General features: G+C 40.9%; 21 protein-coding genes. 6 read left to right on the forward strand and 15 right to left on the reverse strand.

Features of this window, described 5'->3' with window-relative positions; all coding sequences use genetic code 11:
- Positions 1-91: 91 nt before the first annotated feature.
- The 3 genes from J8M00_RS19945 to J8M00_RS19955 form a co-directional block, all read right to left on the reverse strand.
- The gene (locus tag J8M00_RS19945) at positions 92-1099 is read right to left on the reverse strand and encodes a DUF2235 domain-containing protein (RefSeq protein ID WP_211012253.1); all 1008 of its coding nucleotides are present in this window, start codon (positions 1097-1099) and stop codon (positions 92-94) included.
- 123 nt (positions 1100-1222) lie between these two features.
- Entirely contained in the window at positions 1223-1540 is a 318-nt protein-coding gene (locus tag J8M00_RS19950; protein ID WP_211012254.1) for a DUF1330 domain-containing protein, read from the reverse strand.
- 220 nt (positions 1541-1760) lie between these two features.
- A complete protein-coding gene (locus J8M00_RS19955; RefSeq protein ID WP_211012255.1) occupies positions 1761-1913 on the reverse strand; it encodes a hypothetical protein in 153 nt (50 codons plus the stop codon).
- Positions 1914-2231: 318 nt separating this feature from the next.
- Between J8M00_RS19955 and J8M00_RS19960 the strand changes: the two genes are divergently transcribed.
- A complete protein-coding gene (locus tag J8M00_RS19960; protein WP_211012256.1) occupies positions 2232-2810 on the forward strand; it encodes a nucleoside deaminase in 579 nt (192 codons plus the stop codon).
- Between the two features lie 500 nt (positions 2811-3310).
- Here J8M00_RS19960 and J8M00_RS19965 read toward each other — a convergent pair whose 3' ends face one another.
- Together J8M00_RS19965 and J8M00_RS19970 are read right to left on the reverse strand one after the other, a co-directional pair.
- Positions 3311-3886 (reverse strand): YceI family protein, encoded by a 576-nt coding sequence (locus tag J8M00_RS19965; protein ID WP_023398340.1) that lies wholly within the window; start codon positions 3884-3886, stop codon positions 3311-3313.
- A gap of 43 nt (positions 3887-3929) precedes the next feature.
- Entirely contained in the window at positions 3930-4475 is a 546-nt protein-coding gene (locus tag J8M00_RS19970) for a cytochrome b (RefSeq protein ID WP_211012257.1), read from the reverse strand.
- Positions 4476-4616: 141 nt separating this feature from the next.
- On the opposite strand from J8M00_RS19970, the gene J8M00_RS19975 reads away from it, so the two are divergent.
- Positions 4617-5513: a LysR family transcriptional regulator gene (locus J8M00_RS19975; protein ID WP_211012258.1), complete on the forward strand. Its 897-nt coding sequence runs from the start codon at positions 4617-4619 to the stop codon at positions 5511-5513.
- 42 nt (positions 5514-5555) lie between these two features.
- Here the strand turns inward: J8M00_RS19975 and J8M00_RS19980 are convergent, their stop codons facing one another.
- The 5 genes from J8M00_RS19980 to J8M00_RS20000 form a co-directional block, all read right to left on the reverse strand.
- On the reverse strand, positions 5556-5978 hold the full coding sequence (locus J8M00_RS19980; RefSeq protein ID WP_211012259.1) for a cupin domain-containing protein: 423 nt from the start codon (positions 5976-5978) through the stop codon (positions 5556-5558).
- 143 nt (positions 5979-6121) lie between these two features.
- On the reverse strand, positions 6122-7678 hold the full coding sequence (locus J8M00_RS19985; RefSeq protein ID WP_211012260.1) for a SulP family inorganic anion transporter: 1557 nt from the start codon (positions 7676-7678) through the stop codon (positions 6122-6124).
- A 113-nt stretch (positions 7679-7791) separates the two neighbouring features.
- On the reverse strand, positions 7792-8253 hold the full coding sequence (locus J8M00_RS19990) for an Lrp/AsnC family transcriptional regulator (protein ID WP_023398345.1): 462 nt from the start codon (positions 8251-8253) through the stop codon (positions 7792-7794).
- A gap of 47 nt (positions 8254-8300) precedes the next feature.
- The gene (locus J8M00_RS19995; protein WP_211012261.1) at positions 8301-8942 is read right to left on the reverse strand and encodes an MBL fold metallo-hydrolase; all 642 of its coding nucleotides are present in this window, start codon (positions 8940-8942) and stop codon (positions 8301-8303) included.
- A 1-nt stretch (position 8943) separates the two neighbouring features.
- The gene (locus J8M00_RS20000; RefSeq protein ID WP_432652284.1) at positions 8944-10734 is read right to left on the reverse strand and encodes a M14 family metallopeptidase; all 1791 of its coding nucleotides are present in this window, start codon (positions 10732-10734) and stop codon (positions 8944-8946) included.
- 141 nt (positions 10735-10875) lie between these two features.
- Between J8M00_RS20000 and J8M00_RS20005 the strand changes: the two genes are divergently transcribed.
- Positions 10876-11703, forward strand: coding sequence for an SDR family oxidoreductase (locus J8M00_RS20005; RefSeq protein WP_211012263.1), 828 nt, complete (start codon positions 10876-10878; stop codon positions 11701-11703).
- A gap of 110 nt (positions 11704-11813) precedes the next feature.
- Here J8M00_RS20005 and rplT read toward each other — a convergent pair whose 3' ends face one another.
- The 4 genes from rplT to thrS form a co-directional block, all read right to left on the reverse strand.
- A complete protein-coding gene (gene rplT, locus J8M00_RS20010) occupies positions 11814-12173 on the reverse strand; it encodes a 50S ribosomal protein L20 (RefSeq protein ID WP_023398349.1) in 360 nt (119 codons plus the stop codon).
- A gap of 15 nt (positions 12174-12188) precedes the next feature.
- Positions 12189-12389, reverse strand: a complete 201-nt coding sequence (gene rpmI, locus J8M00_RS20015) for a 50S ribosomal protein L35 (RefSeq protein ID WP_023398350.1) — start codon at positions 12387-12389, stop codon at positions 12189-12191.
- A 216-nt stretch (positions 12390-12605) separates the two neighbouring features.
- The gene (infC, locus tag J8M00_RS20020) at positions 12606-13169 is read right to left on the reverse strand and encodes a translation initiation factor IF-3 (protein WP_081216365.1); all 564 of its coding nucleotides are present in this window, start codon (positions 13167-13169) and stop codon (positions 12606-12608) included.
- A gap of 61 nt (positions 13170-13230) precedes the next feature.
- Positions 13231-15141, reverse strand: a complete 1911-nt coding sequence (gene thrS / locus J8M00_RS20025; RefSeq protein ID WP_211012264.1) for a threonine--tRNA ligase — start codon at positions 15139-15141, stop codon at positions 13231-13233.
- A 235-nt stretch (positions 15142-15376) separates the two neighbouring features.
- Between thrS and J8M00_RS20030 the strand changes: the two genes are divergently transcribed.
- The 3 genes from J8M00_RS20030 to J8M00_RS20040 all read left to right on the forward strand — a co-directional run bounded on the left by J8M00_RS20030 (position 15377) and on the right by J8M00_RS20040 (position 18903).
- The gene (locus J8M00_RS20030; RefSeq protein ID WP_211012265.1) at positions 15377-16378 is read left to right on the forward strand and encodes an endonuclease/exonuclease/phosphatase family protein; all 1002 of its coding nucleotides are present in this window, start codon (positions 15377-15379) and stop codon (positions 16376-16378) included.
- Positions 16379-16429: 51 nt separating this feature from the next.
- Positions 16430-16891 (forward strand): DUF3010 family protein, encoded by a 462-nt coding sequence (locus J8M00_RS20035; protein ID WP_023398353.1) that lies wholly within the window; start codon positions 16430-16432, stop codon positions 16889-16891.
- 167 nt (positions 16892-17058) lie between these two features.
- Positions 17059-18903, forward strand: coding sequence for an ABC transporter ATP-binding protein (locus tag J8M00_RS20040; RefSeq protein WP_211012266.1), 1845 nt, complete (start codon positions 17059-17061; stop codon positions 18901-18903).
- On the opposite strand, the gene J8M00_RS20045 is transcribed toward J8M00_RS20040, so the two are convergent.
- Entirely contained in the window at positions 18887-19489 is a 603-nt protein-coding gene (locus J8M00_RS20045) for a TetR/AcrR family transcriptional regulator (RefSeq protein WP_211012267.1), read from the reverse strand. The genes J8M00_RS20040 and J8M00_RS20045 overlap by 17 nt on opposite strands.
- Positions 19490-19528 lie beyond the last annotated feature (39 nt).

The following is a 19528-nucleotide window of genomic DNA, read 5'->3' on the forward strand; positions in this document are numbered from 1 at the left end:
TTTTTTATTAGATACCCCACACATGTGCAAGGAGTATCTATTTAATATTTATCAAATATCATGATAGGTTTGAGTACGAAATATATGGCTGTTAGCTAGGATTACTTGTTTTTTCCATAAATTCAATTGCATTCACAGGCTGGTAGCACTCGCTTTCACAAATGCGTCGATAGACGCTATCATGCAGTGACTCATTGGTACGTTGTCCTACACCTAATTTGCGTATTTTTTCTGTAATTTTATACACCCAACTCATTGAGTCTCTATATTCATCTAAATGATAGGGTCGATAGTAAGACAAAAATCGTTCATTAAAGACTAAACCGTGCTCAGTCGCTCTCTCTTTGATCCAATGCAGTGAGATGTTAGCAAGCCCATCTTGTGAATACCCACCGCCTACATTACTGTGGCTACCTGCAAACCATTTTTGCTCCAGAGTTTGAGTTGAGCCTTCTGGCAATGTCCAAATTGCAGGTTTAAAAGGCCCTCGTTTTTCATCAATGGCCAGAGCGTGATAAGCATGCTCAATGTTGTCTGTTAGACTGACATCATGAAATTGATAGCGACGATTAATTAAATCAAAGTCGAATGGTAAACCTAGCGCGCCAACTGTATCCCAAACTCCTACGAACTTAATCGATATGTCTGTACATTTGTGTTCTGTTTTGAATGCATCGACTTCAGTGTCAGATGCCCTATTACGGTACAACCTGTATGCTTCTGGCATATAAAAAGCGTGGTCTTTAGGTAACAACCCTATTTTATTGATAAGCCCAATCACGCTTCGAATGGTATATGCGCCTCGGCTAAAACCAAAGCCATAAATCTCATCACCAGGCTGATAATTTAAAACCAAAAATTGATATGCACGCAGTACATTTTGCGATAGGCCGAGGCCAAAACCGCCTCCTAGAATTTTATCCATTCCCCAATGTGTACCGACGCCTTCACTATAGTAAACAACTTGATGAATGCCATTTGGACAAACTTGTTCAACACCTCGGGCCAACTTAACAACATTGGTTGGTTTTCTTTTACCACGATCATATTGCGCAGGCTTATTCCACGTCCCATCCATACACAACACCAATCTTTTCATCACTTTTCCTTTTAAAAATCAGCACGATTAAGAATTGACGCTAAGATACAATTAAACTCATTGATAAAAAAGGGCAATTTTCACCTTTACTTTAAATTGATCAAACTCGCTAGACATTCAATGCTATGCGTCTGATTCAACTATTTCGTACTCGCGAATAATGGTGATATCTCTGACTGATGGCGTAAAATACTTCGCCTTTACGACTTGATACTCTGGCGCATTAAAAAATGATGTCATGACGTTTTTATTTGGGAACCGAATAGTAAATACACGGTTGATGTTTTGCGTAACTTCGCTTTTTAGCACTTCTTCAATGCGGAAGTCATATCCGAATTCACCACCCATTGACACTAAAACTGGTTTCATCGCTTCACGATAATCACTATATAAGTTATCGTCCTTCACATCTAAGCCTACCAACATTTCATAGATTGCCATACTTTTTCCTTCTGTGTTCAAACCCGGTATTGCTGCGCAAAGAAACACTCGCGAATTAGTGATTTCTATTACTATTGTTGATCTAGTACTTACCTAGCCTGTTCGTCGTATTCATCACATTGACTCTAAACAGTACTTTCCTCGCTTTAAACCTAATTGACATTAATACCTTGGTGCTATTTCTCGGGGTAGATTGGAGGTGAGACCACCTCCGAAGTATTTATTTAATCACGTCTGTATCACAGAAGATCAAAATGGAAGTAATGCCTTTTATCTCAGCTCCACCTGCAATCTTTTTTGTATCCTGTGGGGTTAAATGTGTATCTGCTACTACAAGCTTTTTTAAGTTTGCTTTTTTTAATACTGGTTTCATTTTTCTATTCCTTGTTTATTTTTAAAGTGTTGATTTATTATGTTTTTGTTTAATTTTAAGTCAATGTTATTTTGATACTCTTTGATTTTCAACATTTATCTTTGAATTTTTCACTGTTGCTTCAGCCTTTTATTATTTATCGGCGTATTTGATCTGAACACGCAAAAGGGCTGAAGTTCAAGTATTTAGGAAACAGAGTCTGTTATGAACGAAATACCCCATTCCAGATTTTGTACTGAGTATTATTGTCACAACCTTCACAATTGCTCCTCAATGATCTTTTATATAGTACTGTAATTGTATTTTTTGGACAAAAGCATGATAGCGCCACTCTTTACACACGATACCCAAATTAATGATGCTTCGCTCAACGTCATTGCCCATATGCCCACAGCGAGTTTATCAACTTTAATGGCTAACGAGTTTACCTTGAAGCTTAGTGATACTGACTATATGCGAATCGCAGTGCTGCTTGCGAAAAAAAGTTATGACGAAGGCGGTTGCCCCATTGGTGCAGTAATTGTCAACAATCATACAAAGGAAATTGTGGGTAAGGGACACAATACACTCGTGCAAGAGTCCCATCCTTACAACCATGGCGAAACTTCTGCAATTAGAGATGCTGGCAGGATAGACTTTTCTCAGACGACCCTATACACCAGTTTAAGCCCTTGTGATGTATGCGCCACCTTGTTATATATGCGTGGGTTTAATCGTGTGGTGGTTGGCGACGTGAGCAACGCCTGTGGCAATGAAAGGCTATTGAAAGAAAAAGGCATTGTTGTCGACATCCTTGAAGACCAGATGGGCATAAGCCAATACGCTCAGTTCAGAAAGGAAAAGCCGAACCAAGATCTAGAAGACTGGCAAGGTTTAGCCGCAATATCTAAATCGTAACTAAGACCAAATGCACATATTTCAAAATTGGCCTTTTTGGTCGTCCAGCTAATTTTGTTGCAATTGAACTCTCAATTCTACGATAAATGACGAAAGTTTTTTAATTCCAGTTTCATTAACCTAAAGGTATATATATTTTTAGGTTACCCTCTTTCACACTACAGAAAAGCCTAAGTTAAGCCATTTATTCGGTATTTCAATTTTATCGTATTAAGCTATGAAACCATGGGGCATAAGAAGCATCTTGGCAGTGTTGATCATTTATATTTTGCTTATCTTAATGACTGCTTTTGTCGATAACCCAGCGAAACACAAGCTTTAACCATATGGTTTAAGATACCTGTCTTTACCGTATTATTGTGGTTTATCTTTGGTCCATGATCTATTTTAAACGCTGCTCAAACTAACTGTTTATAGTAAGTTTGGGATGGGTTTATAACAAAGGCGTGCTGTCAGAGTTAACTAGCAATCAACTCTGACATCAAGTTTGGCATCAGCCGTTAAAGGCGAATACCTTCAATATGTAGCTCTAAAGTCACATGGGTTGATGCAGGACCAAGGTTATAATCAATACCAAAATCTTTTAGCTTTAGCGATGTTTCACCAGAGAAACCTACACGGTAACCACCCCAAGGATCTTTACCTTCGCCAATTTTTTCGACTGGGAAAGTAATCGTTCTTTTAACACCGTTTAACTCGAGTAAGCCTGTAAGCTTAGCTTCTGTGTCGCTAACTTGCTCATACTTAGTGCTTTCAAAAGTTGCTTTTGGAAACTGTTTGACGTTCAAAAAATCTTTGCCACGAAGGTGCTTGTCACGCTCTGCATGGTTCGAGTCAATACTTGCTGTATTGATCACGATGTTAATTTTTGAATCATTCGGCTTATTTTTGTCATAGTTAAACTTGCCGTCAAAATCGTTAAATCTACCCGTCAACCAGCTATATCCTAAGTGCTTAATTTTAAAATTGATGAAAGCGTGTGCTCCCGCTTTATCTACTTTATATTCTGCGGCGTTTGCAACGCCCGACATCACTAAACCAGTTGCTAAAATCGCACTAACGATACGCTTTTTCATATATTAACCTCTAATAATTTACTTTGATTCTTAAAATTAATTTTTATTTAGATGCTTTTAATATCCGGCTCAAACCGCCATCTTTATTAATAAGCTGATGTTTTAGCGCAGCCATTATATGTACAGCTACAAACCCAATTAAACCCCATGCAAGCCAAAAATGGATATCACCAACAATATCTTCTTGATTGTCAAATGACCAAGGCAAAGCTGGCACTTCAAATAGCTCAAATACGCTAATTGGTTTACCGTCCGCCGTGGAGATAAAGTAGCCACTCAATAGCAGCAGTAGCATAAGGATATATAGTACTTGATGGCCAAGCCGCGCTGCTAGCTGCTCTAGCTTAGGTCCTGGCAATTCCTGTGGCTTAATGTTGATACATCGCCACACAAAACGGAACAACCACAGCCCCATTAAAATAATCCCTAATGACTTATGCAAATCTAGAGAGCCTTTATACCACGGGTCGTAATATGTTAACTCAACCATATATAAGCCAAGGCCAAACATAAAAAAGATCGCCAGAGCCATTAACCAATGCACTGCGATACTTACCCAGCCATAACTCTGATTGCTGTTTTTCAGCATATGACACCTTACTTCTATAAGTTACTGATCTTAGGTTACCGCGTAGAAGGTGAAATGCATAGTGCATAAAGTAAAGAACTAATGTGCAAAAAACTATATACTCAGACACTAGACGAAGTTGAATAATTTATATTTATAATTATGCAGAAATTAAATTGGGATGATTTCAAAGTTGCTCATACCGTAGCAAAAGCGGGTTCCCTTGCCAAAGCTGCCGCACAATTAAGATGCAATCATACGACCGTATTACGCCATATTAACCGCTTAGAAGACGCACTCAACGTTAAATTGTTTATCCGCCATCAACGGGGTTATCAACTCACCGATGCCGGGCATATCATGACTGAAACACTGACGGATCTTGATACCCAATTTATTGCCTTAGAAGATAAATTGCAAAGTATTCAACAGGAGTTTAGCGGGAAAATCAGGGTCACAACTGTGACATCATATTCAGCTATGCTTGCTCCGGCAATGTATCAGTTTAGGAAAACCTATCCAAAAGTTAGAATAGAGTTGTTGGCAACTGACGAAGTCATTCCTGCGCAAAGTGGAAATATCCATGTTGCGCTCAGAGCTGGCCCTGAGCCCAAAGAGCCAGACCTTATTGCTCGCCATGTCTTATCACTCAAAATGGCGTATTTTGCATCACAAGATTATATCGCAGAGCATGGTCAACCGAAGCATGAAAGCGATTTTAATAACTTTCACTGGCTTATGCCTGACAAGTCTAAGCACCATATTCCTTTCATCAATCAGGTTATTCAACACTTGCACAATGAAAATATTGTTTATACCAGCAACCAGTTTCTTGACATACAATCCGCCGTTGTCAGTGGCATGGGGATCGGCCCACTGTCTGACAACGACGCCAGAAGATATCCAAATTTAGTTAGACTTGATGCGTGCCCCTTGCTAAGTTCAGAAAATGTCGGGGCACTTTGGTATACCTATCACAAGGATCTTAAACAAAACGCTAAAATACGTGCGTTATATGATGTTTTGGTGCAGCATACCAGCCACCTTGCCGCTGGGTAAACGCACGTTTCTTATAGTGAACAGGGCTAAAAACCTCATCTACTAGTGCTTCTTAACTGTGATATCCTTGCCCTGTTCACCCGCATAAAACACGATGATCCTGACATCTTCATTGCCGACGGCTTTGCCTTTATGCCACTGGTGGACTAACTCAACAATGGGGTCACCGGATTTTAATATTAGCTGCTCTCCACTTTGTTTGGTTACATGCAATTCCCCGGTAATCAAGACACCCGCATTGATCACTGGGTGAAGGTGCATTGGCAACTCTGTTCCGGCGGGTATGACAATATCCAGTACGGTAATTTCTGGTTTTCCAGATGGGTATGCTGGCAATTCCGTGCCATCCCAACTTTGGGAAGTTTTGGCTAAGGTTTTTACGCTTACTTCCTTACTAGATACAGATGACGTGTTGCCTAATAATAGAATCAAAGACAAGGCTGTTAAAGATGATCTTATACTCATAATTCATGCTTATTTTATTTTTAATTGACCTTACTGTAATCAACCTGTTTAAAATTAGCCATGAGATTTTAAATAATTACGACTATTGCCTGAAAAACAAAAAGCCCGCGAAATGCGGGCTTTAAGACTAAGTAATGTAAAAATTACGCAAGCTTGTCTGAGGCAACCTTATATTTTGGATCCTCAATAACGTTAATTTCTACCAAATCAGACGCTTTATCTAGCAACTGTTTACAGTCTTGACTTAAGTGGCGTAAATGCAACTTTTTGCCAGCTTTCGTGTATTTCTCAGCCAAAGCATCAATGGCTTCAATTGCACTGTGATCTGCAACACGGCTATATTTAAATTCAACAATAACATCTTCAGGGTCATTGGCGATATCAAAAAGCTCAGCAAAGTTCTTCACCGAACCAAAAAATAGCGGACCATGTAACTCATAAACCTTAGAACCGTCATCATCTATATAATTGTTGGTATAGATATGTTTTGCATGCTCCCAAGCAAACACAAGTGCAGAAACAATAACACCTACACATACTGCTATTGCAAGGTCAGTGATAACGGTTACACCTGAAACTAACACAATAACAAATGCATCGCTCTTAGGAATACGCTTCATTAAACGGAAACTAGACCATTCAAACGTCCCTAGCACTACCATGAACATAACACCAACAAGAGCAGCAAGTGGGATCATCTCAATTAAGCTGGCAGCAAATAAAATGAAACCAAGTAATAGTAGTGCTGCTGTAATACCTGATAAACGGCTACGGCCACCAGAGTTAATGTTTATCATAGATTGGCCAATCATGGCACAGCCACCCATTGCACCAAACACACCACACGTTACATTTGCAGCGCCCTGACCAACACATTCACGGTTACTGTTGCCGCGAGTTTCAGTGATTTCATCAATAAGTGTTAATGTCAGTAATGATTCAATTAGGCCAATAGCAGCAAGAATTAGCGCATATGGGAAAATAATTTTCAGTGTCTCAAGGTTCCAAGGTACATCAGGGATGTGGAACATTGGGAATCCACCAGCTATAGTTGCATCTGCATTGCCGCTCATGTCTTTTAAGTAATCTAGTACGTTGCGAGCGTCTAAATCAAAACCAATCACAATACCTGTTACAACTAAAATCGCTGCCAAGCTTGACGGAATCGCAGTCGTCAATTTTGGTAGAAAATGAATGATAGCCATTGTCAATGCAACTAACCCCGCCATGATATATAGCTCTGAGCCTTGCATCCATTGCAAAGTACCAGCTTCATCCATTACTTTAAATTGACCTAATTGGGCTAAAAATATAACAATGGCTAAGCCATTCACAAAACCTAACATAACTGGGTGCGGTACCATTCGGATAAATTTACCCAACTTAAATATACCCGCTAAAATTTGTAAAATACCCATTAATAGCACTGTCGCGAACAGGTATTCGACACCATGTTCAATCACAAGACTTACCATTACTACTGCAAGTGCCCCGGTAGCACCTGAAATCATTCCTGGACGACCACCAAAAATTGATGTGATCAATCCGACGATAAATGCTGCATACAAGCCAACCAGCGGGTCAACTTGTGCAACAAATGCGAATGCGACCGCTTCTGGTACCAGAGCTAATGCTACTGTTAAACCTGAAAGCACGTCGTTCTTAGCAGAGCTTGGCGCCTTGCCTATAAGATTAAACATTTATATCCCCAAGTGTTTTTTACTACGACAGAAAAGCGCTGGATCCTAACAAAATCCAGCGCTTTTAACAAACATGATACATTATAGTGTTAATTTGAGATGTCTGTATGACACTAAATGATTGGTAATGCGGTTGAGCGTTTGACGCACGTCATGGTCACATTAGAGTGAACTTCTTGTACATATTCCAGGTTAAGTAAATTATCACGAACGAAAAGCTCGTAACCTTCAATGCCTTTAGAGACAATACGCAGCATAAAGTCCATTGTACCAGCCATGGTGTAGCACTCTGTCACTTCATCATAGCTCATTATCAATTTTTCAAATTCAGCAAGATTGCTACGTCCATGATTTGAGAGTTTTACATGGGCATACACCAACATATCAAACCCAAGCTGTTTTTCATCTAACAGCGCAACTTTCCCTTTTATGAATCCATCTTGTTCTAATTTAGCGATGCGCCTCCAGCACGGAGATTGTGACAACCCTACTTTGTCTGCAATTTCAGCCGTGGACAAACTCGCATCTTGCTGTAACAACGCTAGTATCTGACGATCAACTTGATTTAATGACATATTTTTCTTTATATTTTAGTGTTAAATTTTACGCTATTCACGTTGCGTTACCCAAAGCGACCGCTCATAAATGGGTTATTACGCTTCTCGTACCCTATTGTGGTATCTTCTCCGTGACCACTCATTACCCGAGTTTCATCACCTAAGGTAAAGAGCTTAGTTTCAATAGCGTGCTTAAGTTGTGCGGCATCTCCTTTAGGAAAATCAGTGCGCCCCACAGAACCTTTAAACAGCACATCACCAACTAGTACTGTCGCACTTGCAGGTTCATAAAAAACTACATGTCCTGGTGTATGCCCAGGACAGTGCCTAACTTGCAATTTTAGCTCACCTAATTTTACCACTTCACCTTCACTCAACCAGCGATTGGGTAAGAAAGCAGTATGAGGCGCAAACCCAAACATTTGAGCTTGCATAGGTAACTCGTCTAACCAAAACTTATCATCAATATGGGGGCCGATAATCTCTACATCGAGCGATTGTGATATTACCTTGCTCACTCCCACATGATCTAAATGCCCATGTGTCAAAAGCACAAATTCAACTTGTAACTTGTTCTCTTTAACAACAGCGAGAATCTTCTCTGCGTCGCCACCTGGATCTACTATGGCAGCTTTTCCCGTCAAGTCGCAAGCTATAACTCGGCAGTTTTGCATAAATGGTGTAACTGGTATCGTGAAAACTTTCATGTTACTTCTTCGCATAAAACATCAGTACAGGGTATTTTAAGTACGCTTGATCATAGTATGGTGTTTTCTCATACAGCCATTCAAGCCTTTGTTTATCACTTTTAGCAAATGAATTATCTTCACGGATTTTTTTGTCGAATGCCAAAGCAAGCTTAGGGCTCTCTTTTAACATTTTCCTAGCATATGGCTCAAGTGCATAATTTTCAACATATTCTGTTCGTTGGAAAATACTATGAAAATCACCCCATGCAAAAAATGAATCGGGCGCTGCGGGATGAAGCAAGTGTGTAACTAACTCTGAGTATGCTTGTTTTGTTGATACTTTCGTCCAGCCAGAAAGGGATACTTCACGCTCTATCAGGTGATGATTAAATGTCGCATCGACTCTAAAACGCCCTTCAAAGGGCATTTTAGCGAAACTATAGTCATCTACATTAAGCTGAGTTAGCCCCGCCATAACGTCACCGTCGACGAGCTTTTCTATCTCAATTCCATGCAGTTGAAGTTTTTCAACCAATGCTGAATATTGTGGAGGAATAAAGTAAGCCTCCGGCACAGATACTTTTAACTTAACTTCCTTTTGCCAGAAGACCGGGAGTTTATCATAGTGAATCGGCTCTCCCAGATACTTAACTTCTTCATGACCTGACAGTGCGCTTTGAAAGCGTTTAAATTTTATTCCTTTAAAGCTTACGAAATCTGGCTCTTTACTATACTCTCTTGAAACCACCAGCTCGGTTGGGTAAAAGTGTTTTTCCGATTCGACCGCTTTTTCTAACGCCTTATGCTGCTGCGACAATGCATCTATCACGCCATCGATAAAAACATAAGTCCCTAGCACCCTTTGCTTATAAGGCTTTAATGAGTGATTTTCTACTAGGATAGTTGGCAACCCTTTAATATCTCCCCAGCCATTTGAAAACCTTGGTGATGCAACCCAACCCGCCAGCCCTTTTTCAAGGTTTCTTTTATCCATAACAAATACAAGCGGGCCTGGGATATGACCAAACTTTGACAGCTTTTCGTCAATAATAGGGGTAAACTGCTCTTCTAACACCTTCGCAATAGCTGGCGAGTCGCTGGCAAAGCTTGGGTTAAAGCCATAAGTGACATCGTATTGATAATCAGCGCCGTCAGTTACGTGTACATCAATGTATAGCGCAGGATCGTAGTCGTTAATGACCTTCAAGATCGCACGAACACCAGGTGTGTCTAACTTGGTGTAATCACGATTAAGGTTTAAGTTTTGTGCGTTTGTTCTAAACCCCATAGTCAACGGGCCACGTTGGTTTATACGGTTAAACTCACTGCTTCGCTCATGGCCATCCACATTCAAAATCGGCACAAACAAGATATTGACTTTGCTTAAGATGTCGCGGCGCTTTCCTGTAGCAATATCTCTTAGCAGCATAAACATGGCATCTTTGCCATCTATTTCACCGGCGTGAATACCCGCTTGAATTAACACTGTTGGCTTATTATTATTTTTCATCATCGCTGGCGAAAACTGACTTCCTTCTACAGCCAGCAACATATTGATGTCTCTACCTTGATCGCTTGTACCAATCTTTATTGATTGAAACTGAGTCGGGTTTGACGCCACTAATCGCTTGATAAATGCGTTTGTTTGTTCGTAATTCGGAGACTCCAATCCGCCACTTAACTCAAAGTCTGTTGTCAGAGGCCCATTTTGTTGCATCAAGCTTTGACTTTCCCCTTGCCAAGGCTGCAATGGAGGGAGATGACTATTCAAATTAAGTGTTGCAGAAAGCAGAACAATACCTAAACTCATAAACATTCTTTGTGTCTTTTTTGTATTAAGTTGATTATATCAATATTTTATTTAACGGCTTACAATGTGCGGTGATTCAACAAAAATTCACAGTTAAACGCACTAATGCGTCGCTAATTTAAGGAAAGTTTAACTAAACCAATGAGTAAAAGCATATTAATAACGGGGTGTTCTACCGGAATAGGATTATATTGTGCAAAAACTTTGCATAACTCTGGGTACAAAGTAATTGCCTCAGTGAGGAATCCAAAGCACCTTGAACAGTTTACAGAGCTTAATATCCCTTGCGTCTTACTAGACTTGTCAGATGAGAGGTCAATACAAGAAGGATTCGAACAAGCACTTCAATTATGTGATGGCCAATTGGATGTCTTATTTAACAATGGCGCTTACGGACAACCAGGTGCCGTCGAAGATTTACCTACGAATGTGTTAAGGCAGCAATTTGAAGTCAACTTTTTTGGATGGCACACATTAACCCGATTAGCGATCTCCCATATGAGAACAATTGGACAAGGGCGTATCGTACAAAATTCGTCTGTACTCGGTTTAGTTGCATTGCCCTACCGAGGTGCCTACAACGCGAGTAAATTTGCCCTGGAGGGATTAACCGACACACTCAGAATGGAGCTTGCAGACACTGACATTCAGATCAGCTTAATTGAGCCAGGTCCAATTTTGTCGGAATTTAGGAAAAATGCACGGCAAGCTTTCGAAACACATATTGATATTACTGCTAGCCATCACAGTGCTGAATACCAAGCACAGTTAACCAGGTTAAAGGCACAAACAGCACCGCAAAAATTTACGCTTGGTCCTGAGGCTGTGTATGATAAGTTGCTCCACGCCATTGAGGCGCCGAAAGCCAAACCTAGATACTATGTCACTTTTCCAACTTACTTAATGGGTTATTTAAAGCGGGTTTTAAGCTCACGTTGGCTGGATAAGTTATTGCTTAAGAATCGTTGAGAGATTTTTAGGAAACTCAATTTGTTGACCAAATTGAAAAAACAGTTTTTTTGAAAACTAAAAAAGGAGCCAAAGGCTCCTTTTTAACATCGCTTTACTTAATTAAAAAATTAAGCTGCAAGACCTTCTTTTGCTTTCTCTACTAGAGCAGTGAAAGCTACTTGGTCATATACTGCGATATCAGCTAGGATCTTACGATCGATTTCGATTGACGACTTTTTAAGGCCGTTAATGAAGCGGCTGTAAGATAGGCCGTTTTGACGTGCTGCAGCATTGATACGTGCAATCCATAGTTGACGGAAAGTACGTTTCTTAGCGCGACGGTCACGGTATGCATATTGACCAGCTTTAGTTACAGCTTGGAACGCTACGCGGTAAACACGTGAACGTGCTCCGTAGTAACCTTTAGCTTGCTTTAATACTTTTTTGTGACGTGCACGTGCGATAACACCGCGTTTAACTCTTGCCATTTCTGATATCCTCTATTAAGCGAATGGTAACATACGATCGATAAGACCTAGGTCATTCTTATGAACCATAGACTTAGCACGTAGGTGTAGTTTACGCTTTGAAGACTTCTTAGTCAGAATGTGACGAAGATGCGACTGTTTACGCTTGTAACCGCCTGAAGCAGTCTTTTTGAAGCGCTTTGCAGCACCTCTGTGTGTTTTTAGCTTATAAGCCATTGCAATAACTCCAAATGATATTGCGTTTAATATATGTAAGTAGGCGGATGCGAACATCTCTTTTAAGGCCCAGCTTACACCCTGTTCCGGTGAAGCAAAATGAAAACAAAATGCTTACTTATAACCGGTTAACACAGGTGACTCAAGATTAAAAATCTCAGTACTTTGTATACCTGTGCTAAATTCTTTCAAAAATCGGCGCGAATTATGCCTGACTTATGCTTTTTTTGCAATAGGTGCCATCATCATAACCATCTGGCGACCTTCAACACGATTTGGGAAAGACTCAACTTGAGCGATCTCTTCCAAATCTGCTTTTAAGCGATTAAGCATGTCGATTGCGATTTCTTGGTGAGCCATTTCACGACCACGGAAACGGATGGTGATTTTCGCCTTGTCGCCACCTTCTAAGAACTTGCGCAAGTTACGAAGTTTAACTTGGTAGTCACCTTCGTCAGTACCAGGACGGAATTTAATTTCTTTAACCTGGATCTGCTTTTGCTTTTTCTTCTGTTCTTTTTGTAATTTTGCTTTTTCAAAAACGAACTTACCATAGTCCATTACCTTGGCCACTGGTGGCTCAGCGTTTGGACTGATTTCAACAAGGTCTAAACCTGCGTTTTCTGCTTGCGCTAGCGCATCTCTCGTAGAGACAATGCCCGCTTGCTCACCTTCAGCATCGATTAAGCGAACTTCTTTCGCTGTGATTTCATCATTGATACGATTCTTTTGAGCAGTAGTTTGCCCTTTTTTGCCGCCTCTAATGGTACGTTCCTCCAAAAAATCCAAAATTAAACGTGCGGCACTGTTGTAAATATGTTTGCCGCACGGGTTTCAAAAGTTAAGCTCTGTTTTTAATTTCTTCGCTAATTTTAGCGACAAAATCATCTACAGAGAATTTGCCAAGGTCTTCGCCCTTGCGCGTTCTTACTGCTAGCTCTTGTTGCTCAACTTCTTTATCGCCAACAACAAGTAAATAAGGTATACGTTTTAAAGTATGCTCGCGGATTTTAAAGCCAATCTTCTCATTTCTCAAGTCAGCACAAGCTCTTATTCCAAGTTTATTTAGTTTTTGCACAACTTCTTGGACATAATCAGCCTGTTTATCCGTGATATTCATGATAACAACCTGTTTCGGTGCTAACCATGTTGGGAAGAAACCAGCATACTCTTCAGTTAAAATACCGATGAAACGTTCAATCGAACCTAAAATCGCTCTGTGAATCATAACAGGCGTTTTACGCTCGTTATTTTCAGCGACATATGTAGCGCCCAAACGACCCGGTAACGCAAAGTCTAGCTGCACTGTGCCACATTGCCAAGCTCGCTCTAAGCAATCGTACAATGTGAACTCAATCTTAGGTCCGTAGAACGCACCTTCACCCGGTAGGTATTCAAACTCAATGTCATTAGACTTCAGCGCTTCAGCTAGTGCTGCTTCTGCCTTGTCCCACATTTCATCTTCACCGATACGCTTTTCAGGACGAGTAGAAAGTTTTACAACAATCTTTTCAAAACCAAACGTTTCATATGTATCGTAGACCATCTTGATACAAGATGATACTTCATCCATGATCTGCTCTTCTGTACAGAATACATGGGCATCATCTTGTGTAAAGCCACGTACACGCATAAGACCGTGTAGTGCACCTGACGGCTCATTACGGTGACAACAACCAAACTCAGCCATACGAAGCGGTAAATCACGGTATGACTTCAGGCCTTGGTTAAAGATTTGTACGTGGCCTGGGCAGTTCATTGGTTTGATAGCATATTCACGCTTTTCAGACTCTGTGGTGAACATTGCATCTGAGTATTTATCCCAGTGACCAGACTTTTCCCAAAGCCCTCTGTCCATCATCAATGGGCCTTTTACTTCTTCGTACTCGTACTCACGTAATTTTTCACGTACAAAGTCTTCTAGCTCACGGTATATACTCCAACCGTCGTTGTGCCAAAATACCATGCCTGGCGCTTCTTCTTGCCAGTGCCATAGATCTAGCGCTTTACCAATTTTACGGTGGTCGCGTTTTTCAGCTTCTTCTAAACGTTTTAGGTAGGCTTTTAACTGCTTTTTATCTGCCCAAGCGGTTCCGTAGATACGCTGAAGCATTTTGTTATCTGCATTACCACGCCAATATGCGCCTGCCACCTTCATAATTTTGAAGTGTTGACAGAACTTCATGTTTGGTACGTGAGGGCCACGACACATGTCAACGTATTCTTCGTGATGATATAAACCCGGACGGTCGTCTTTAGCAACATTCTCGTCTAAGATTTCCATCTTGTAACTTTCACCGCGAGATTCAAATGTGTCTCGAGCCTCTTGCCAGCTTACTTTCTTTTTAACAACATCGTAGTTTGTTTTTGCAAGCTGTAACATCCGCTTTTCAATAGCATCAAGGTCTTCTTGAGTTAATGAATGCTCCATGTCGATGTCATAGTAAAAGCCATTGTCGATAGTTGGGCCTATCGCCATTTTCGCTTCAGGGAAAAGTTGCTTTACTGCGTGACCAATTAAGTGCGCACAAGAGTGACGAATGATCTCTAAACCGTCTTCGTCCTTTGCGGTAATAATTTCAAGATTGGCATCTTGTTCAATGATGTCACATGCATCTACACGCTCACCGTTTACACGGCCAGCGATGGTTGCTTTTGCAAGACCAGGGCCGATGTCTTTAGCAACATCAAGAGTAGTAACAGGGTTTTCGAAAATACGCTGACTGCCGTCAGGAAGAGTAATTACTGGCATTTTTAATCCTATTTACAGTGGTGACACCTACGCCGCGTCACATGTATCTATTATCAATTTTAAGTGTTAGTGTTGCCCATCAACGCTTTTACGAATAAGCATTGGTTATTCAGTGATATGCTAAATTTGACTGGGGTCTTTCAATCCTGGCGCTATTGTGACCTGATGCGTGACGAGTTGCAAGGAAAAGACTAAGATAAAATAGTCGTTATTAATGGAAAATTGAGGGAATTATATGGAGCAGCGAACAACATTCAAATTTGCGTCATTCAATCTTTTGAATTTTGCAGAGCCTCCGTATGCATTTTACCAACCTGAAGAAATGTATTCAGACACTCAATGGACCACTAAAACACAGTTTATCACAGGGCTGATCCAACACATTGACCCCACTGTTATCGTATTTCAAGAAGTGTTCAATCCAGACACTCTCGCATCACTGTGTGAAGATTTAGGGCTCACTCACTTTGCCACGGTGGATTCACCTAAGCCAGATGCTGTCTACTCCAATGTACTTTTTAACCCAGTTGTAGCAATCGCATCTAAACTGCCATTTAAACAGTGTAAACCGTTAGAGCCCAGCCACGAGTTGTTAGAATATTTAAACAACCTCGCCCACTTCAAGTTCAACCGGACACCGATAAAGTGTACATTTGAATTAGATGGTTTTGGCTTATTAACCCTCTACGCAGTTCATTTTAAATCCCAACGAGTTCATTCAATGGCCCAGTTACTCGGCGATCCAGATCAAGAAGACCCCTTCTTAACTATGCTCAACCAAACAGTCGGCGCAATGCAGTCTCAAATATCTCGCTCTCTTGAAGCCTCCATTGTGTATTACGATGCACTTAAAACACAGCGAGAAAAAAACTCAGCGACCTTAGTGATGGGTGATTTTAACGCACATATTACAAGCCCAGCACTATCGTTTATGACTGAGCAATTTCCCGTTGCAAGTGAATCCAGTCTGATTGAAAGCGTCGGCCTGTATGAGAGCTTTGCAATTGCAGACAACCAACCTGAACTAGGTATCAAGCCCCCGACTCATTACTTTCAGGGAGAAGGTAATGTTTTGGACTACATTTTAACGTCCAAAGAGTTTTCTCCTCGTCACCCAAGTTCGCAGGTCAATTCGCTAACTTATCACAATTACGCCAGCCACTTGGACCCAAAAAGAGATGAAGAGGACATAAGATATTCAGATCATGCAGCAATTGCGATAGAAATTACTATTTAACAAAAAAGCTATGCTATTATCCCTGCCATTAGGTATAGATTGGAAAATACAATGAGAACATTAGGTGTTGAAATTACCGGCAGCGAAGCGATGCTTTGTCTTTTAACGAAAGAAAGTGACGTTTTCGATATTAGGGATATTCGACAAACTCGTTTCACTTTGCCAAATATTGGCCAAGATCATGAAGCAATGCGCAAGTTTCACTTCGACTTATCAAAACTTGTGGAAGACTACCAAATTGACACTATCGCGATTCGTCAAAGAGCGCATAAAGGCAAGTTTGCAGGTAGTGCTGCTGGTTTCAAAATGGAAGCGGCTTTACAATTAATTCCAAATACAGAAGTTCACCTTTTAAATGCAACTGAAGTAAAAGAACAACTTAAGCGTAACCCTGTGCCTGTTGACTATGAAGAGACAGGTTTGAGAAAGTACCAACAACAAGCGTTTACAAACGCCTATGTACTTATCATGCGCAAAACATACGGCCACGATGTAGAAGACGAACAAGCTTAAACATTCGGCCTTAGCGATGGTGAGTCAACTTGCTCACCGTCGAAATCTTACTCCCCCATTTACACACTTCTCTTTTTTTAAAATACACTTAAAGACATTAATTTCTGTCAATGTCCGTAATCTTATATATGGTTAATAAGACACTTGGGCATTTATAAGGACATTTGATGTATAAGTTGTTTGAAAAAATTACTAACCCATTTCCAAATCGCAATGCGGATCAACCTCCCAATTCGCTCTATGCCTTCTGTCGTCATTACAGCCGAGGTATGGAATACCCACTTATCATTATGTCTATATGTGCTGCATCGCTGGCGACGTTAGAAGTCGTGTTATTCAGCTTTATGGGAACGCTGGTAGATTGGATGCAAACCATGAGTCCATCCCAACTTTTGAGCAACAAAAGTGAGGCTTTGATTGCGATGGCTGGAATAACCGTCATTGGTATCCCAATTTTGGTATTTGTGCATAGTGCATTTTTGCATCAGAGCTTACTCGGTAACTACCCCATGTCTATTAGGTGGCTTGCGCATCGCTATTTATTAAAACAGAGTATGTCGTTCTATCAAGACGACTACGCAGGCAGAATCGCAGCTAAGCTCATGCAGACCTCATTGGCCATTAGAGAAGCCGTAATGAAGTTGCTAGACGTATTGGTATACATCGTGGTGTATTTTGGTGCCACATTGGTGCTGATAGGCAGTAGCGACCTCAATTTATTATTGCCGCTTTTTGTTTGGTTACTGCTTTATGTCGGATTACAGTTTTATTTTTTACCACGTCTCAAGCAAGTCGCTGCGGAACAAGCCAATGCCCGCTCTGAAATGACCGGACGTATTGTTGATAGCTATACCAATATCTCAACTGTAAAACTTTTTTCTTACACTCGCCGTGAGGAACACTATGCTAAAAGCAGCATGGATGTGTTCATGCAACCGGTTTACCGCCAAATGCGCCTAGTAACCAGTCTCAATGTCTGTATTCAAGCTTTGAACTATTTATTAGTTTTCACCATTGCTGCACTCTCTTTATACCTTTGGTCGAAAAATGTTATTTCCGCTGGCGAGATTGCCATTGCAATTAGTCTATCCCTAAGACTTAATGGTATGTCTCAATGGATCATGTGGGAAATTAGCAGCTTATTTGAAAATATCGGCACAGTAGTCGACGGTATGAACACCTTGTCACGACCTGTTGAGGTAACTGATAGTCCAAATTCGAACGAGCTTATCGTGACCGCTGGCGCCATCAGCTTTGACAACGTAACTTTTGCTTACAAGCGATATGATGAGAATTTACCTAACAATGTCTTCTCATCTCTTTCATTGAAGATTAAAAGCGGTGAGAAAATAGGCATTGTTGGGCGCTCTGGCTCTGGTAAGTCGACGCTGGTAAACCTGCTGTTGCGGTTTTACGATATTCAAAATGGGGCTATTTCTATAGATGGGCAAAATATCAATGATATAACCCAGGAAAGTTTAAGAAAGCAAATTGCGATGGTGACACAAGATACTGCTCTGTTGCATCGCAGTATTAGAGATAACGTTTTGTACGGCAGACCAGACGCAACTGAGCAAGAGCTAAAGCAAGCCATTTCTAAAGCCCAAGCCGATACTTTTATCAAGGATCTCGAAGATAGCCACGGGAATCAAGGCTTAGAAGCACAAGTTGGAGAGCGCGGCGTCAAACTCTCTGGTGGTCAACGGCAGCGCATAGCAATTGCTAGAGTGCTGTTAAAAGACGCTCCGATACTAATTCTCGACGAAGCTACTTCAGCCTTGGATTCCGAATCAGAGCATGCCATTCAGGCCAGCTTAGATGAGCTTATGCAACAAAAAACCGTTATTGCCATCGCGCATCGGCTATCGACCATAGCGCAAATGGACCGACTAATTGTGCTAGAGCAAGGCGTCATCGTCGAGCAAGGTTCTCATCGAGAGTTGCTGGCAAAAAATGGTATCTATGCAAAACTTTGGGCTCATCAAACGGGCGGTTTTATTGGCGTGGATTAACTCCCCCACAAAACAACTTACACGCCTGCTCAATAAAGGCTGCAAGTTGCTGCTCATCAACTGGTGGTTGCCATCGAATTGCCATCTCCCAAAAGGTAAGCCTTTTTAAGCCACCCCAGAAAAAAGCAGCTGCAAAGTGTGCATCATGGTCTCCTAAACACCCAGCCAATGACGCTTCTTCAAACCACACCACCATAGAATGTTCACAATGGCTAAATTTTTCGTTAAGACGCTTAGCCTGAGCCTCACTGCGCATTGATTCAATCATCACAATTCGAGAAAGTCTTATATAATCGGGGTCACAGAGTAAGCCAACTACACTTGATGCAAGATGTTTTAGTTGCACTTCAAAGTCATAATTTGGAATAAATTGAATTGCTGTTAGAGGCTCAATTCTCTCAATAAGTAAAATAACCACCGCATCAAACAAAGCTTCTTTGTTGGGGTAATGTTTATATAAAGTCCGTTTTGATACTTCCGCTTTTTGGCAAATCGCCTCCATAGTTGTTGCTTGCAAGCCCATAAGCGCAAACTGATCTATCGCAGCACCCAGTATTGCTTGCTGCTTGGCTGACAATTGCGTCATCAATCTTTCTCTCTTTTGATAATTAACATAAGTTTAACT

It is taken from the genome of Pseudoalteromonas luteoviolacea (genome assembly GCF_018100925.1).
GTDB lineage: Bacteria > Pseudomonadota > Gammaproteobacteria > Enterobacterales > Alteromonadaceae > Pseudoalteromonas > Pseudoalteromonas obscura.

Bases quoted from the DNA above. Each gene is read 5' to 3' on its own strand.
- J8M00_RS20045 (WP_211012267.1), bottom strand. From the start codon at position 19,489: ATGACGCAATTGTCAGCCAAGCAGCAAGCAATACTGGGTGCTGCGATA.
- rpmI (WP_023398350.1), bottom strand. From the start codon at position 12,389: ATGGCTTATAAGCTAAAAACACACAGAGGTGCTGCAAAGCGCTTCAAA.
- J8M00_RS20035 (WP_023398353.1), top strand. From the start codon at position 16,430: ATGAGAACATTAGGTGTTGAAATTACCGGCAGCGAAGCGATGCTTTGT.
- J8M00_RS19975 (WP_211012258.1), top strand. From the start codon at position 4,617: ATGCAGAAATTAAATTGGGATGATTTCAAAGTTGCTCATACCGTAGCA.
- J8M00_RS19985 (WP_211012260.1), bottom strand. From the start codon at position 7,678: ATGTTTAATCTTATAGGCAAGGCGCCAAGCTCTGCTAAGAACGACGTG.
- J8M00_RS19965 (WP_023398340.1), bottom strand. From the start codon at position 3,886: ATGAAAAAGCGTATCGTTAGTGCGATTTTAGCAACTGGTTTAGTGATG.
- J8M00_RS19970 (WP_211012257.1), bottom strand. From the start codon at position 4,475: ATGCTGAAAAACAGCAATCAGAGTTATGGCTGGGTAAGTATCGCAGTG.
- J8M00_RS20005 (WP_211012263.1), top strand. From the start codon at position 10,876: ATGAGTAAAAGCATATTAATAACGGGGTGTTCTACCGGAATAGGATTA.
- J8M00_RS20040 (WP_211012266.1), top strand. From the start codon at position 17,059: ATGTATAAGTTGTTTGAAAAAATTACTAACCCATTTCCAAATCGCAAT.
- J8M00_RS19980 (WP_211012259.1), bottom strand. From the start codon at position 5,978: ATGAGTATAAGATCATCTTTAACAGCCTTGTCTTTGATTCTATTATTA.
- J8M00_RS19945 (WP_211012253.1), bottom strand. From the start codon at position 1,099: ATGAAAAGATTGGTGTTGTGTATGGATGGGACGTGGAATAAGCCTGCG.
- J8M00_RS19950 (WP_211012254.1), bottom strand. From the start codon at position 1,540: ATGGCAATCTATGAAATGTTGGTAGGCTTAGATGTGAAGGACGATAAC.
- thrS (WP_211012264.1), bottom strand. From the start codon at position 15,141: ATGCCAGTAATTACTCTTCCTGACGGCAGTCAGCGTATTTTCGAAAAC.
- J8M00_RS19960 (WP_211012256.1), top strand. From the start codon at position 2,232: ATGATAGCGCCACTCTTTACACACGATACCCAAATTAATGATGCTTCG.
- rplT (WP_023398349.1), bottom strand. From the start codon at position 12,173: ATGGCAAGAGTTAAACGCGGTGTTATCGCACGTGCACGTCACAAAAAA.
- J8M00_RS19995 (WP_211012261.1), bottom strand. From the start codon at position 8,942: ATGAAAGTTTTCACGATACCAGTTACACCATTTATGCAAAACTGCCGA.
- J8M00_RS19955 (WP_211012255.1), bottom strand. From the start codon at position 1,913: ATGAAACCAGTATTAAAAAAAGCAAACTTAAAAAAGCTTGTAGTAGCA.
- J8M00_RS20000 (WP_432652284.1), bottom strand. From the start codon at position 10,734: ATGAGTTTAGGTATTGTTCTGCTTTCTGCAACACTTAATTTGAATAGT.
- J8M00_RS20030 (WP_211012265.1), top strand. From the start codon at position 15,377: ATGGAGCAGCGAACAACATTCAAATTTGCGTCATTCAATCTTTTGAAT.
- J8M00_RS19990 (WP_023398345.1), bottom strand. From the start codon at position 8,253: ATGTCATTAAATCAAGTTGATCGTCAGATACTAGCGTTGTTACAGCAA.